Origin of the sequence: Streptomyces sp. TG1A-8, assembly GCF_030499535.1 — a bacterium.
Lineage (GTDB): Bacteria > Actinomycetota > Actinomycetes > Streptomycetales > Streptomycetaceae > Streptomyces.
Map to the genome: position 1 here is coordinate 6418203 of NZ_JASTLB010000001.1, position 12019 is coordinate 6430221.

A 12019-nucleotide genomic window follows, 5' to 3' on the forward strand; every position below is an offset into this window, starting at 1 on the left:
GCCCACCGGCGCGGCACCGGCCCGGCGGAACGCGCCGCGCCCGGGCGGCCCGCCGGACGGGCCACGCGGCCCCCGCGGCGCGACCCGGCCCTGCCATCATGGGCGTGCGGGCGCAACGGGCGGGCAGTGGCCCCGCGCCGACTACGATGGTGTAGACGGTCCGCCGGCAACCGCGCACGAGGACGGGGTGAGGAACGCTCCCATGACCGACGCCAGGGACGAACGCCGGCCGGCCGGCGAGCTCGAAGCCAGCGTCATGGCCGCCCTGTGGGCCGCCGGCGCGCCCCGGACACCCGGCCAGGTCCAGCTGAGCCTGGGCACCGGCCTCGCCCGGACGACGGTGACCACGATCCTCACCCGGCTGCACGACAAGGGCGTGGTGGCCCGGCAGCGCCAGGGCCGCGGCTACGCCTACTTCCCGGTCCAGGACGCCCAGGGCCTCACCGCCCGCCGGATGCACAGCGAACTCGACCGGGACGCCGACCGGGAGACCGTTCTCGCCCGCTTCGTCGCCCAGCTCAACCCGGACGACGAGCGCATCCTGCGGGACCTGCTGGAATCCGGCGACCGGTGACCGCGCTGCTCCTGCTGCCCCTGCTGCTGCCGTGTGCCCTGCCGGCCCTGGCCCGGCGGGCCGTGGGCCGGCTCGCCCCGGTCGCCGCGCTGTGGACGGTCACCTGCTGCGCGGTCGCCCTGGCGGGCTGCTCGCTGGCCGCGCTCGGCGCGTTCGTGCTCACCGGACTGCTCAAGCTGCCCGTCTTCGCCGCGCTCGGCGAACTCGTCCACCCGCTGCGCACCGCCTCCGACCTGTTCGTGCTGCCGTCCGCCGCGACCTCCGTGGGCGCCCTCGCGGTGTGCGGCTGGAGCCTGGTCCGTTCCGTCCTGCACCAGACCCGTGCCTTCCGCGCCGCCCGCACCGAGGCCGGGCACCGACCCGCCGCGGGCGACCTGTGCGTGGTGGACTCGCCCCGCCCGGACGCCTACGCCCTGCCCGGGCGCCCGCACCGCGTCGTGGTCACCACCGCCATGCTGCGCAGCCTCGACGGCCCCGAGCGGGAGGCGCTGTTCGCACACGAGCGCGCGCACAACGAAGGCGGTCACCACTACTTCCTCGCCGCCGCCGAACTCGCCGCCCACTGCCATCCCGCCCTGCGCCCGGTACGCGCCACCGTCCGGCTGGCCGCCGAACGCGCCGCCGACGAGGCCGCCGCCCTGCGCGTGGGCGACCGGCGCCTGACCGCCCGCGCCATCGCCCGCGCCGCCCTGGCCGGCCGGGGCGGCGCGGGCGACCGCCCCGGGTTCGCCGCCGCCGCGACCACCGGGCCCGTCCCGCAGCGCGTCCAGGCGCTCCTCGCCGTCCCGCGCGCCCCCCGCCGCGCCGGCCGCGCCGCGGCCGTCCTCCTGCTGGCCTGCACCGCCGTCTCCTGCGCGGCCTCGGCCACCGGCGTGGCCGACTTCCACCACCGCGTCGAGGTCGCCCAGGGCGAGGAGCGCCCCTGACGGGACGGCCGCCCCGGCTCCCGTGCCCCCCACCGGCACGCCCGTGCGAAGGTGACTGGCGTTCGTCAAGTTTTACGTATAACCTCACCGGCTAACCACCCCCACCGGAAGGCTCCGATGCGCCGCGTCGCCCTGGTCACCCTCGTCGTCGGCGACTACGACGAGGCCATTCGCTTCTACACCGAGGCCCTCGGGTTCCGGCTCGCCGAGGACACGCCCCGCCCGGACGGCTCCCGCTGGGTCGTCGTGGAGGCGGACGCCGCGCCCGGCGCGGACGGGCCCGGCACCGGCCTGCTGCTGGCCCGGGCCCGGGACGGGGCCCAGCGCGCCCGGATCGGGGACCAGACCGGCGGACGGGTCGGGTTTTTCCTGCACACCGACGACTTCGCCCGCGACCACGCCCGCATGACCGCCGCCGGCGTGACCTTCCTGGAACAGCCGCGCCACGAGCCGTACGGCACCGTCGCCGTCTTCCAGGACCTCCACGGCAACCGCTGGGACCTGCTCCAGCCCGCCGCCCACTGACACCCGCCCGCACCACCAGCCGAGGAAGACCGCACATGACCGCGCCCCGCATCGACACCGACACCCTCCGCCGGCTCCCCAAGGCCGTCCTGCACGACCACCTCGACGGCGCCCTGCGCCCCGCCACCGTCGTGGAGCTCGCGGCCGCGGTCGGCCACACCCTGCCCACCACCGACCCCGCCGAGCTGGCCGCCTGGTACGTCGAGGCCGCCGGCTCCGGCGACCTGGTCCGCTACATAGCCACCTTCGAGCACACGCTCGCCGTCATGCAGACCCGCGAGGGCCTGCTGCGCACCGCCGAGGAGTACGTGCTGGACCTCGCGGCCGACGGTGTCGTCTACGCCGAGGTGCGGTACGCCCCCGAGCTGATGCTGAAGGGCGGCCTGACGCCGGCCGAGGTCGTGGAGACCGTGCAGGAGGGCCTCGCCGCCGGCATGGCGAAGGCGGCCGCCGCCGGCACCCCGGTGCGCGTCGGCACCCTGCTGTGCGGCATGCGCATGTTCGACCGGGTCCGCGAGGCCGCCGACCTGGCCGTCGCCCACCGCGACGCCGGTGTCGTCGGCTTCGACATCGCCGGCGCCGAGGACGGCTTCCCGGCCGCCGACCACCTGGCCGCCTTCGAGCACCTGCGCCGCGAAAGCGTCCCGTTCACCATCCACGCCGGCGAGGCCCACGGCCTGCCCAGCATCCACCAGGCCGTGCAGGTGTGCGGTGCCCAGCGCATCGGCCACGGCGTGCGCCTCACCGAGGACATCGCCGGCGGCAAGCTCGGCCGCCTGGCCGGCTGGGTGCGCGACCGCCGGATCGCCCTGGAGATGTGCCCCACCTCCAACCTGCAGACCGGCTGCGCCACCTCGATCGCCGAGCACCCGATCACGGCCCTGAAGGACCTGGGCTTCCGGGTCACCCTCAACACCGACAACCGGCTCGTCTCCGGCACGACGATGACCCGCGAGATGTCCCTGCTGGTGGAGGAGGCCGGCTGGACCCTGGAGGACCTGCGCACGGTCACGGTGAACGCGGTCAAGAGCGCGTTCGTCCCGTTCGACGAGCGCAAGGCCCTCATCGAGGACGTCGTCCTGCCGGGCTACGCCGCAGCGCTCTGAACCAGCCCCTTCACGTAGGCGGCCTGTCCGACGTGCTGGAGGTCGTCGGACAGGACGCTCACCAGGCGCACGCCCAGCGTGACCGGGGGGTCCCAGCGCTCGTCCACGATCCGCTCGAGGTCTCCGGCCCCGAGGGAGCCCAGCACGCCCAGGGTCTGCTCGTGCACGGCGTCGTAGTACCCGGCCAGCAGTCCGGCCGACCCGACCCGCACCTCGGCGACCTGCGCGGGGCGGTGCCCGTAACCGGTGTCGTGCCGCGGCAGGCCGAGGCCGAAGCGTTCGTCCCAGCCCTGGGACAGCCACACCTGGTCGAGGCCGAAGGCGTCGGCGACGTGATCGTCCTGCACCCGTGCGAGGTGCCAGACCAGCCAGGCGACGGGGTTGGCGTCGCCGGCCGGACGCGCGTGCAGCTCGTCCGGTCCGAGGCCGTCGAGGACGGCGTGGACTTCTTCCCGGATGCGGCCGTAGCCGTCGATGAGGATGTCCTTCACATGCATACGACCACCATCGCGCACGGCGCGCGCTCACGCGTCCGCAATCCAGCTTTCCGCGGCCCGGTCCGCCGCGGTCGCGGTGCCCTCCTCCAGGAGCGCGAGCAGCGCGCGGGCCGCGGGGCTGGTGGCCCGCTCGGGCGGCAGCAGGGCGACGGTCTCGTACTCCGCCTCGGCCGTGCCCTTCAGCGGGAGCGCGGTCAGTGAGGGCCGCTTGTGCCGGAAGTGGCGGGGGACGACCGCGACGCCGAGGTTCTCGCCGACCAGGTCCAGCAGGCTGTGCACGTCGTTGACCTCCAGCGCGACCGTGCGCCGCACACCGGCCGCGGCGAAGGCGGCGTCCGTGCTGCGGCGCGGTCCCCAGTCCGGGTGGAAGTCCACGAACACCTCACCGGCGAGGTCGGCCGGTGCGAGAACGGCCCCGGCCGAGGCGAGCCGGTGGCTCGGGTGGCACAGCGCGGTCATCGGCTCCCCGGCCAGCGGCACCGAGCGCAACTGGTCGTTGTCCGCCCGGGTGCGGTAGGCGAAGGCGAGGTCGAGCCGTCCGGCGGCCACCTCCTCGGCCAGCGCGCCCGAACCCGCCTGCCGCAGCCGGATCTCCACGTCCGGGTGGCGCCGCCGGAACCCGGCCAGCAGCCGGGCCACGTGCACCCCGGCGATGCACTGCTCGGTGCCCAGCGCCAGCGTGCCCCGCAGCACGCCCTGCACCGCGGCCACCGCCTCGTGCGCCGCGCGCACCTGTGCGAGGATCCGCTCGGCCTCCGCCAGCAGGGCGCGCCCCGCCTCGGTCAGCGTCACCCTCCGGGTGGTGCGCACGAACAGCGGCGCCCGCAGCTCCCGCTCCAGCGTCCGGATCGACGCCGACAGGCCGGACTGGGACACCATGAGGCGTTCGGCGGCCCGGGTGAAGTGCCGGTCCTCGGCGACGGCGACGAAGTGCTGGAGGTGGCGCAGTTCCATGACCGAGAAGCCTATCCGCTGAATTCCATCGGATTCTCCTGTTGGACCGCTGTACGCATCCGGGCGAGAGTGGGACCGGTAGACCGTGTGCCAACCCCTCTGGAGTCGCGTTGTACACCGCACATCCCGACCGTTACGCCGACATGCCCTACCGGCGCACCGGACGCAGCGGCCTGAAGCTCCCCGCGCTGTCCCTCGGCCTGTGGCACAACTTCGGCCCCGACCGGCCGGCCGAGACCCAGCGAGCCGTCCTGCGCCGCGCGTTCGACCTCGGCGTCACCCACTTCGACCTGGCCAACAACTACGGTCCCCCGCCCGGCGCCGCCGAGTCGGCGCTCGGTGAGGCCCTGCGGGCCGACTTCGCGCCGTACCGCGACGAGCTGGTCATCTCCACCAAGGCCGGCTACCTGATGTGGCCCGGCCCGTACGGCGAGTGGGGCTCGCGCAAGTACCTGCTGTCCTCGCTCGACCAGAGCCTGCACCGGATGGGCCTGGACCACGTCGACATCTTCTACTCGCACCGCCCCGACCCCGACACTCCGCTGGAGGAGACGATGGGCGCCCTGCACTCGGCGGTGCAGCAGGGCAAGGCGCTCTACGTCGGCGTCTCCAACTACTCGGCGGAGCAGACCCGTGAGGCGGCCCGCATCCTCGGTGAGCTCGGCACCCCGCTGCTCATCCACCAGCCGCGCTACTCGATGCTCGACCGCCGTCCCGAGGACGGGGGCCTCCTGGACGCCCTGGACGACCTGCGGGTCGGCTCCATCGCCTACTCCCCGCTGGAACAGGGGCTGCTGACGGGCCGTTACCTCGACGGCATCCCCGAGGACTCCCGCGCGGCGAGCGACAGCCCCTTCCTGAACTCGGACGCGGTCACCGAGGACCTGGTCGGCCGGCTGCGCGCCCTGGACGAGGTCGCGAAGTCCCGCGGCCAGACGCTGGCCCAGCTCGCCCTGGCCTGGGTGCTGCGCGGCGGCCGGGTGACCTCCGCCCTGGTCGGCGCGAGCAGCCCCCGGCAACTGGAGGACAGTGTCGGGGCCATCCGGAACCTGGACTTCGACGCCGGTGAACTGGAGCGGATCGACGCGATCGTGCGGGGCTGAGGCCTCCCGCCGGGCGGCGGGCGCGGCGCCGGCGGACCGGCGGTCTAGGCCCGGCCGGAACGCGGACCGGTGAATTGGGGAAACGCGGCCGGGCCACCGAATGGTCCGTTACCTTTCCCCAAGGCTTCACACGGTGTTGCCGGATTGCCGTGCCGGGCATTTCCCGCACCGCCCGTGTTCCTCGCCGTGCCGCCTTTCCCGCACGTGCCGGCCGGGCCGGCCGTCGTCCGTGGTGATCCTTTTCCGTGTGCCCCGGGGCCCAGTGCCCCGGGGCTTTCCGCGTGGAAGGGCCACCGTGGGCCGGGAACGCGTCGGGGAACGGTGTCAGGCCTGGGCGGGCATGCGGTCCAGGAAGCCCGTCACCGGCCGGATCCGGCCCTCGCCGTCCAGCGTGAGCACGTCGGACCCGGCCACCGGGGCCGGCCCGTCCGCCTGGTTCACCAGCTCCCAGCCGAACCGCGCGATGTCGTGGCGCCCGTCCACCGTGCACAGGAGGCGGAAGGCGAACCCCGGGAACTGCTCGTGGACCGCCGCGATCACGGCCGCGATCTGCTCGTGCCCGCGGACGTCGGCGAGCGGGTCGGTGTGGGAGCCGTCCGCCGTCCAGGCCGCGGCGACCGCCTTCCGCAGGGCCTCGGGCTCGGTGGCGTTCCAGGCCTCGAGGTAGCGGGCGACGGCGCTCTCGTGACGCTCGGTGCTCCCGGACATGCCGCATCAGCCTCCACCGGGGGCGTACCTGCCGGTCGGGATCCGGATCGGGGGTCCGCCCGTCCCGGTGGCACCACCATGCCCGGGCGGTGAGGGGCGGTCGATCACCTCCCGCGTAATGTGAAGCCGCCGTCCGGGAAACGTGGAGCATTCGTCACCTCGCGGCGTTCCGTTCGATTTCGGCCAGGGCCGACGGCGGATATGCCGGGAGACTGGCCGGAAAGACGTGGTGACAGTGTTTCCGGAGTGGCGATACTCAAATATCAGGGGCATTTAACCGCACAGGAACCACACGGAATCGCGAGGGTCCGCCGGCATACCGGCGACGCGTTCGGGGAGGTGATCGTGCACGACGAATTCCTGTGCCACGTCACGGCGTACGGAGTGTGCGGCGGGCAGCGCATCGGCGTACCGCTCGGCACCTATCGCGCGCCGACGCTGGCACTCGCCCTGTGGTGGCTGCGCGACCGGGCGTCCTGGATCGCCGAGCGGCTCGACCCGACCCCGGAGCACACGGCCTTCCCGGCGGGCGCGCTCGTCCCGGTCGCGGACACCGTGGCGGACGTGCCGGCGCTGCTGCGGGCCTGGTGCGCCGACACCGGCCGACAGGAACTGGTCGCCGAGGAACTGGCCGGCGGGCGACTGGTGCGGGTCGCCGCCAACGACGACACCACGGAGTACGAACTGCTCGCCGAGTCCGTCGACGCCCTGCGCATGCAACGCGTCCTGCCGGCGCTCGTCGTACCCGTCGGCTGACCCGCGCCACGGCACCCCGCACGGCTCCTCCCGCCCCTCGTCAGGACGGACGCGCCCACGGGCGGACCGGTGAGAACGGGCCACGGCGCACCGGCCGGTCGGCGCCCGGTTCCGTCCCGCGGCCCGCACGTCGCCACCGGACCGCCGGCCCGGCGGTGTGGGCGACGGCACGGCCCGGCGCGTCCGGCCGTGACACCATCGGCGTGCGCGGTCGGCGAACGCACACGGGGGACTGTACGGTCCGGCCCGGGGTACGAGGATGGGTGCGCAAGCGACGGGCCGGGCTTCCTAGAGGGACACGCATGACCGATCACCTGGGCGGGGCAGTGATAACGACTGATTTCGACGTACCCGTGGAACCACTCAGACGCGCCGTGCACTTCGCCGGCGAACCCGGCTGCATCGCCGAGGCGCGCGCGTTCACCGGGCAGTTCCTGGAGCAGTTGAGGACCGAGTGGTGCGCCGCCGTCGACAGCCGTACCGACGGGGGACTGCTCCTGGTGGTGAGCGAACTGGTCACCAACGCCGATCAGCACAGCGACGGCCCGTACATCCTGGAGCTGGAAGGGACCGACAGCGCGGTCGTCGTCAGCGTGTACGACAGCAGCGCCGCCCTGCCCCGCCGCTTCGCCAAGGACCCGCGCCGCGTCGGCCGACACGGTCTGGAGATCGTGCACGCCGTGGCCGAGGAGGTCACCGTGGAGCGCGTGCCCGTCGGCAAGCGCGTGCGCGCACGGGTGCGGCTCGCGCGCTGAAGGGCTCCGGGGACCGACCGCGCCCGGGGGACCGGCACCGGCCCGGGCCGTCCACCGCCCTGGTACGGCCGCGGTGCCCGCTCCCGAGCGGCGAAGCGGTACGACGCCACCGCTCGGGAGCGGGCACCGCGGCACGGGGGCGCATCCGCCTCAGGCGCAGCCGAGCTCGCCCAGCATGCCCTGGCGCAGCCGGGTGATGATCCGCTTGATCAGGCGGGAGACGTGCATCTGGGAGCAGCCGAGCCGCTCGCCGATCTCCGCCTGGGTGGCCTCCTCCACGAACCGCATGTGGATGATCTGCCGGTCGCGCTCGCTCAGCTCGGCCATGAGCGGCGCCAGCGCGTGGAAGTCCTCCACGAGCCGCAGCCCTTCCTCCTCCACGCCGATGAAGTCCGCGAGCACCGCCTCGCCGTCCTCGGGGCCGTCCCCGGTGAGGGCGGCGTCCAGCGAGGCGGAGTTGTAGCCGTTGGAGGCGAGCTGCGCCTCGACCACCTCCTTCTCGGAGAGGTTCATCAAGGTGGCCAGCTCGGCGACCGTCGGGTTCCGGTCCAGGCGGCTGGACAGCTCCTCGCGGGCCCTGGCCAGCTCCACCCGGAGCTCCTGCAGCCGCCGCGGTACGTGCACCGCCCAGGTGGTGTCGCGGAAGAACCGCTTGATCTCGCCGACGATGTACGGCAGCGCGAAGGAGGTGAACTCCACCTCGCGCGTCAACTCGAACCGGTCGATGGCCTTGATCAGACCGATCATGCCGGTCTGGACGATGTCCTCCATGTCGTCACCGCGGCCCCGGAACCGTCCGGCCGCGAACCGCACCAGCGACATGTTCATCTCGATGAGGGTGTTGCGCGCGTACTGGTACTCGTGCGTGCCCTCCTCCAGCTCGGCCAGCCGGCGGAAGAACTGGCGGGACAGCTCGCGTGCGTCACGCGGGGCCACGGAGGTCGGGTCCTCGATGCCCGGCAGTGACTCCTCGGCCGTGCCGTTCCGCACGGCTCTCCCGGCGACCTCTGCTTCCGACCGGATCCCGGCGGTGATCATTACCTCTCCCACGAAAGTCACGGTTCGACGTCTGCTCCTGCGGGTCTGGGTGCCGATGCCGATCCCTGTCCACATGTGCGTGACCGGCGCGTACCCGCAATCCGGCGTCTCATGCGCCCGCGTGCCGTTCTTCACCGGACGGGTGCCGCCGGTGACGCCCCGCATGCCGCCTCCGGCCGTGCCGGAGCCCCACCTCAGGCGGAACGGGTGAGCAGCCGGATGAGCGACGAAGCCCCTGTCCTCCCGCCGCGTCCCGGGCCCGCGGGCCCGGGGGCGCCCGCTCCCGCGTCCGGGGAACCGCTGTGGCGGGAGACCTGGTCGGCGACGTGCTGCGGCACGAGCGGCTCGCGCAGGAGCGCACGCTGGAGGACGTGGCCGACGCCGCCCGGATCCCCCTGCCCCACCTGTCCGGATCGAGCGCGGCCGGAAGGAGGCATCCGCCGAGGTCCTCGCCGCCGCGGCCCACGCCCTCGGCCTGGACCCCGGCGACCTGCTGTCCCGCGCCCAGGCCGAGCCGGGCCGCCGCACCGGCACGGCCCGCCGTGCGGTCGCCGCACCCGCCCGGCCCGCCCACCGGCCGGCCGACGGGCGGGCCTGGCGGTCCGAGGCCGCGGCCGCCGTCAGCCGGCGCCCCGCTCCCGCAGGTCGCGGAAGAAGGCCCGGACGTCGGCGACCAGCAGGTCCGGTTCCTCCATGGCCGCGAAGTGCCCGCCCCGGTCGTACTCCGTCCAGCGCACCAGGTTCTCCGTGCGGTCCGCGTTGTGGCGCAGCGCGAGGTGGATCTCGGCCGGGAACAGGGCCAGCGCGGTCGGCGCCGCCGACGGCTCGGCCGGACGGGCGGTGCGGCCGGTGGCGTGCGCCCGCTCGTAGTAGATCCGGCCCGACGAGGCGGCCGTACCGGTCAGCCAGTACAGCATCACGTTCGTCAGCAGCCGGTCCCGGTCGACCGCCTCCTCCGGCAGCTCCGCGCAGTCGCTCCACTCCCGGAACTTCTCCACGATCCACGCCAGCTGTCCGACGGGGGAGTCCGTCAGGGCGTAGCCGAGGGTGTGCGGCCGGGTGGACTGCTGGACGGCGTAGCCGGTGCCCTCGCGCGACCAGTCGGCCCACCGGCGCCACGACAGGAGGGTCCGCTCGCGCTCTTCGGGATCGAGCGGGGCCAGTTCCTCCTCGGTGGGTTCGGTCAGCGCCTGCGCGTTCGGCAGCAGGTTCAGGTGGACGCCGATCACCCGGTCCGGGTGGGCGCGGCCCAGCTCGCGGGAGATCCCGGCGCCCCAGTCGCCGCCCTGCGCACCGAACCGCCCGTAGCCGAGCCGCCGCATCAGCTCCGCCCAGGCGTCGGCGACCCGGCCCGCCTCCCAGCCGGGCTCCCCGGTGGGCCCGGACAGCCCGAAGCCGGGGATGCTCGGGACCACGACGTGGAAGGCGTCGGACGCCGGCCCGCCGTGCGCCACCGGGTCGGCCAGCGGCCCGGCCACGTCCAGGAACTCGACGATCGAGCCCGGCCAGCCGTGGGTCAGGACCAGCGGGACGGCGTCCGGCTCCGGGGAGCGCAGGTGGGCGAAGTGGACGTGCGCCCCGTCGACGGTGGTGGTGAACTGCGGCCACGCGTTCAGCTCCGCCTCGGCCGCGCGCCAGTCGTACTCGTGCCGCCAGTACCGGACCAGTTCGCGCAGGTAGCCGGCCGGCACGCCGTACTCCCAGCCGGCCCCCGGCAGCTCGGCCGGCCAGCGGGTGCGGTCCAGGCGGTCGTGCAGGTCGTCCAGGTCGCTCTGCGGGACCGACAGCCGGAAGGGCGCGATGCCGTCCCCGGCGCTCTCGGCGGACTCGCCGGGTGAGGGGATCATGTCCTGGATGCTAATGCGGATGCCGCACGCCCGCTCGGATTATTCGGCGGAGGCGCCGATGAGGTCCGGGGGAGAACCAGTCGGTACGCCCGCGCCGTGCGCGGTACGGGCGAGCTGGACGTGGCCCGGCTGGAGGAGGCGCACGGGGCGCGTGCCCTCCCCGGCCGCCCGGCGGGCGACGGGGCGCCCGGGGAGGGCACCCCGTGGCCCGCACGGCGCCGGATCCGGTACGGGATGGCGCGCCGTCCCGGGAGGGACCGGACGGGCCCCCGGCCGGGAGGGTCGCGTTCGCCCGGGGCGGGACGCCGACCCGGCGCGGCGCGCGGCCATGGCATGATCGGCCGTATGCGTGAACGTGTGGTGGCCGCGTGCGACGGGGCTTCGAAGGGGAACCCCGGGCCGGCCGGATGGGCGTGGGTGGTGTCGGACGACGAGCGGACCCCGGCCCGCTGGGAGTCGGGCCCGCTCGGCCGGGCCACCAACAACGTCGCCGAACTGACCGCGCTGGAGCGCCTGCTGGCCGCCGTCGACCCGGACGTGCCGCTCGAGGTCCGGATGGACTCGCAGTACGCGATGAAGGCGGTCACCACCTGGCTGCCCGGCTGGAAGCGCAACGGCTGGAAGACGGCCGCCGGCAAACCGGTCGCCAACCAGGACCTGGTGGTGCGCATCGACGAACTCCTCGACGGCCGGTCCGTCGAGTTCCGCCACGTACCCGCCCACCAGGTCGACGGCGACCCGCTCAACGACTTCGCCGACCGCGCCGCCAGCCAGGCGGCCTCCGCCCAGGAGGCGGCCGGCAGCGCGCTCGGTTCCCCGGAGCCGCCGGCGTCCGGCGTCCCGGCGGCCAGGGCCCCGCGCAAGAAGGCGCCCCGCCGCACCGGCGGCGGGGCGTCGACGCGCACGCTCAAGGCGAAGTTCCCCGGCCGCTGCCTGTGCGGCCGCTCCTACGCGGCCGGTGAGCCCATCGCGAAGAACGCCCAGGGCTGGGGCCACCCGGAGTGCCGCACCGCCGAGGCCTGACCGCCGGGGCCCGGACGGGACGTGCGGGCCGGACGTCGGGCGCCCGGTGACCGCGGTTCGTCCGGCGGGCCGCCCGGGAGTCGGCCGCCGGGAGTCGGCCGGCCACCGCCCCGGCCCGGCGCGCCGTGCCGACGCGATCCGCCGTTGCGCTCTCGCCGCAACGGTTGCTGCTACCGTGCGTTGTCGATCGGCTACGTTCGGTGAGCG

The 12019-nt window shown here is 74.6% G+C and carries 13 protein-coding genes and 1 pseudogene; 9 read left to right on the plus strand and 5 right to left on the minus strand.

Annotation, left to right across the window (positions count from 1 at the left end; all coding sequences use genetic code 11):
• Nucleotides 1-202 precede the first annotated feature (202 nt).
• From QQY24_RS28395 to QQY24_RS28410, 4 genes are all read left to right on the plus strand, one after another.
• On the plus strand, nucleotides 203-574 hold the full coding sequence (locus tag QQY24_RS28395) for a BlaI/MecI/CopY family transcriptional regulator (RefSeq protein ID WP_301975565.1): 372 nt from the start codon (nucleotides 203-205) through the stop codon (nucleotides 572-574).
• Nucleotides 571-1500: a M48 family metalloprotease gene (locus QQY24_RS28400; protein WP_301975566.1), complete on the plus strand. Its 930-nt coding sequence runs from the start codon at nucleotides 571-573 to the stop codon at nucleotides 1498-1500. Before QQY24_RS28395 ends, QQY24_RS28400 begins: the two co-directional genes overlap by 4 nt.
• 117 nt (nucleotides 1501-1617) lie before the next feature.
• A complete protein-coding gene (locus QQY24_RS28405) occupies nucleotides 1618-2025 on the plus strand; it encodes a VOC family protein (RefSeq protein WP_301975567.1) in 408 nt (135 codons plus the stop codon).
• 35 nt (nucleotides 2026-2060) lie between these two features.
• A complete protein-coding gene (locus QQY24_RS28410) occupies nucleotides 2061-3131 on the plus strand; it encodes an adenosine deaminase (RefSeq protein WP_301975568.1) in 1071 nt (356 codons plus the stop codon).
• On the opposite strand, the gene QQY24_RS28415 is transcribed toward QQY24_RS28410, so the two are convergent.
• Both QQY24_RS28415 and QQY24_RS28420 read right to left on the minus strand, forming a co-directional pair.
• Entirely contained in the window at nucleotides 3113-3628 is a 516-nt protein-coding gene (locus QQY24_RS28415) for a DinB family protein (RefSeq protein ID WP_301975569.1), read from the minus strand. The two genes, QQY24_RS28410 and QQY24_RS28415, sit on opposite strands and share 19 nt — an antisense overlap.
• A 27-nt stretch (nucleotides 3629-3655) precedes the next feature.
• Nucleotides 3656-4582: a LysR substrate-binding domain-containing protein gene (locus QQY24_RS28420; RefSeq protein WP_301975570.1), complete on the minus strand. Its 927-nt coding sequence runs from the start codon at nucleotides 4580-4582 to the stop codon at nucleotides 3656-3658.
• Between the two features lie 110 nt (nucleotides 4583-4692).
• Here QQY24_RS28420 and mgrA point away from each other — a divergent pair, with 110 nt between their 5' ends.
• Nucleotides 4693-5685, plus strand: a complete 993-nt coding sequence (gene mgrA, locus QQY24_RS28425) for an L-glyceraldehyde 3-phosphate reductase (RefSeq protein WP_301975571.1) — start codon at nucleotides 4693-4695, stop codon at nucleotides 5683-5685.
• Between the two features lie 324 nt (nucleotides 5686-6009).
• Here mgrA and QQY24_RS28430 read toward each other — a convergent pair whose 3' ends face one another.
• Nucleotides 6010-6393: a nuclear transport factor 2 family protein gene (locus tag QQY24_RS28430; protein WP_301975572.1), complete on the minus strand. Its 384-nt coding sequence runs from the start codon at nucleotides 6391-6393 to the stop codon at nucleotides 6010-6012.
• Between the two features lie 345 nt (nucleotides 6394-6738).
• On the opposite strand from QQY24_RS28430, the gene QQY24_RS28435 reads away from it, so the two are divergent.
• Nucleotides 6739-7149 carry a hypothetical protein gene (locus tag QQY24_RS28435; protein WP_301975573.1) on the plus strand — a complete coding sequence of 137 codons (411 nt, stop codon included), beginning with the start codon at nucleotides 6739-6741 and terminating at the stop codon, nucleotides 7147-7149.
• 302 nt (nucleotides 7150-7451) lie between these two features.
• Nucleotides 7452-7904: an ATP-binding protein gene (locus QQY24_RS28440; RefSeq protein ID WP_301975574.1), complete on the plus strand. Its 453-nt coding sequence runs from the start codon at nucleotides 7452-7454 to the stop codon at nucleotides 7902-7904.
• A gap of 150 nt (nucleotides 7905-8054) precedes the next feature.
• Here QQY24_RS28440 and QQY24_RS28445 read toward each other — a convergent pair whose 3' ends face one another.
• On the minus strand, nucleotides 8055-8942 hold the full coding sequence (locus tag QQY24_RS28445; RefSeq protein WP_301976376.1) for an RNA polymerase sigma factor SigF: 888 nt from the start codon (nucleotides 8940-8942) through the stop codon (nucleotides 8055-8057).
• A gap of 219 nt (nucleotides 8943-9161) precedes the next feature.
• Between QQY24_RS28445 and QQY24_RS28450 the strand changes: the two are divergent.
• Nucleotides 9162-9450 (plus strand): annotated as a pseudogene (locus QQY24_RS28450) (helix-turn-helix domain-containing protein); the annotation flags it as partial.
• A gap of 112 nt (nucleotides 9451-9562) precedes the next feature.
• On the opposite strand, the gene QQY24_RS28455 reads toward QQY24_RS28450, so the two are convergent.
• Nucleotides 9563-10789 carry an epoxide hydrolase family protein gene (locus tag QQY24_RS28455; RefSeq protein ID WP_301975575.1) on the minus strand — a complete coding sequence of 409 codons (1227 nt, stop codon included), beginning with the start codon at nucleotides 10787-10789 and terminating at the stop codon, nucleotides 9563-9565.
• 333 nt (nucleotides 10790-11122) lie between these two features.
• Between QQY24_RS28455 and QQY24_RS28460 the strand changes: the two genes are divergently transcribed.
• Nucleotides 11123-11812 (plus strand): ribonuclease H, encoded by a 690-nt coding sequence (locus tag QQY24_RS28460; RefSeq protein WP_301975576.1) that lies wholly within the window; start codon nucleotides 11123-11125, stop codon nucleotides 11810-11812.
• Nucleotides 11813-12019: the final 207 nt, after the last annotated feature.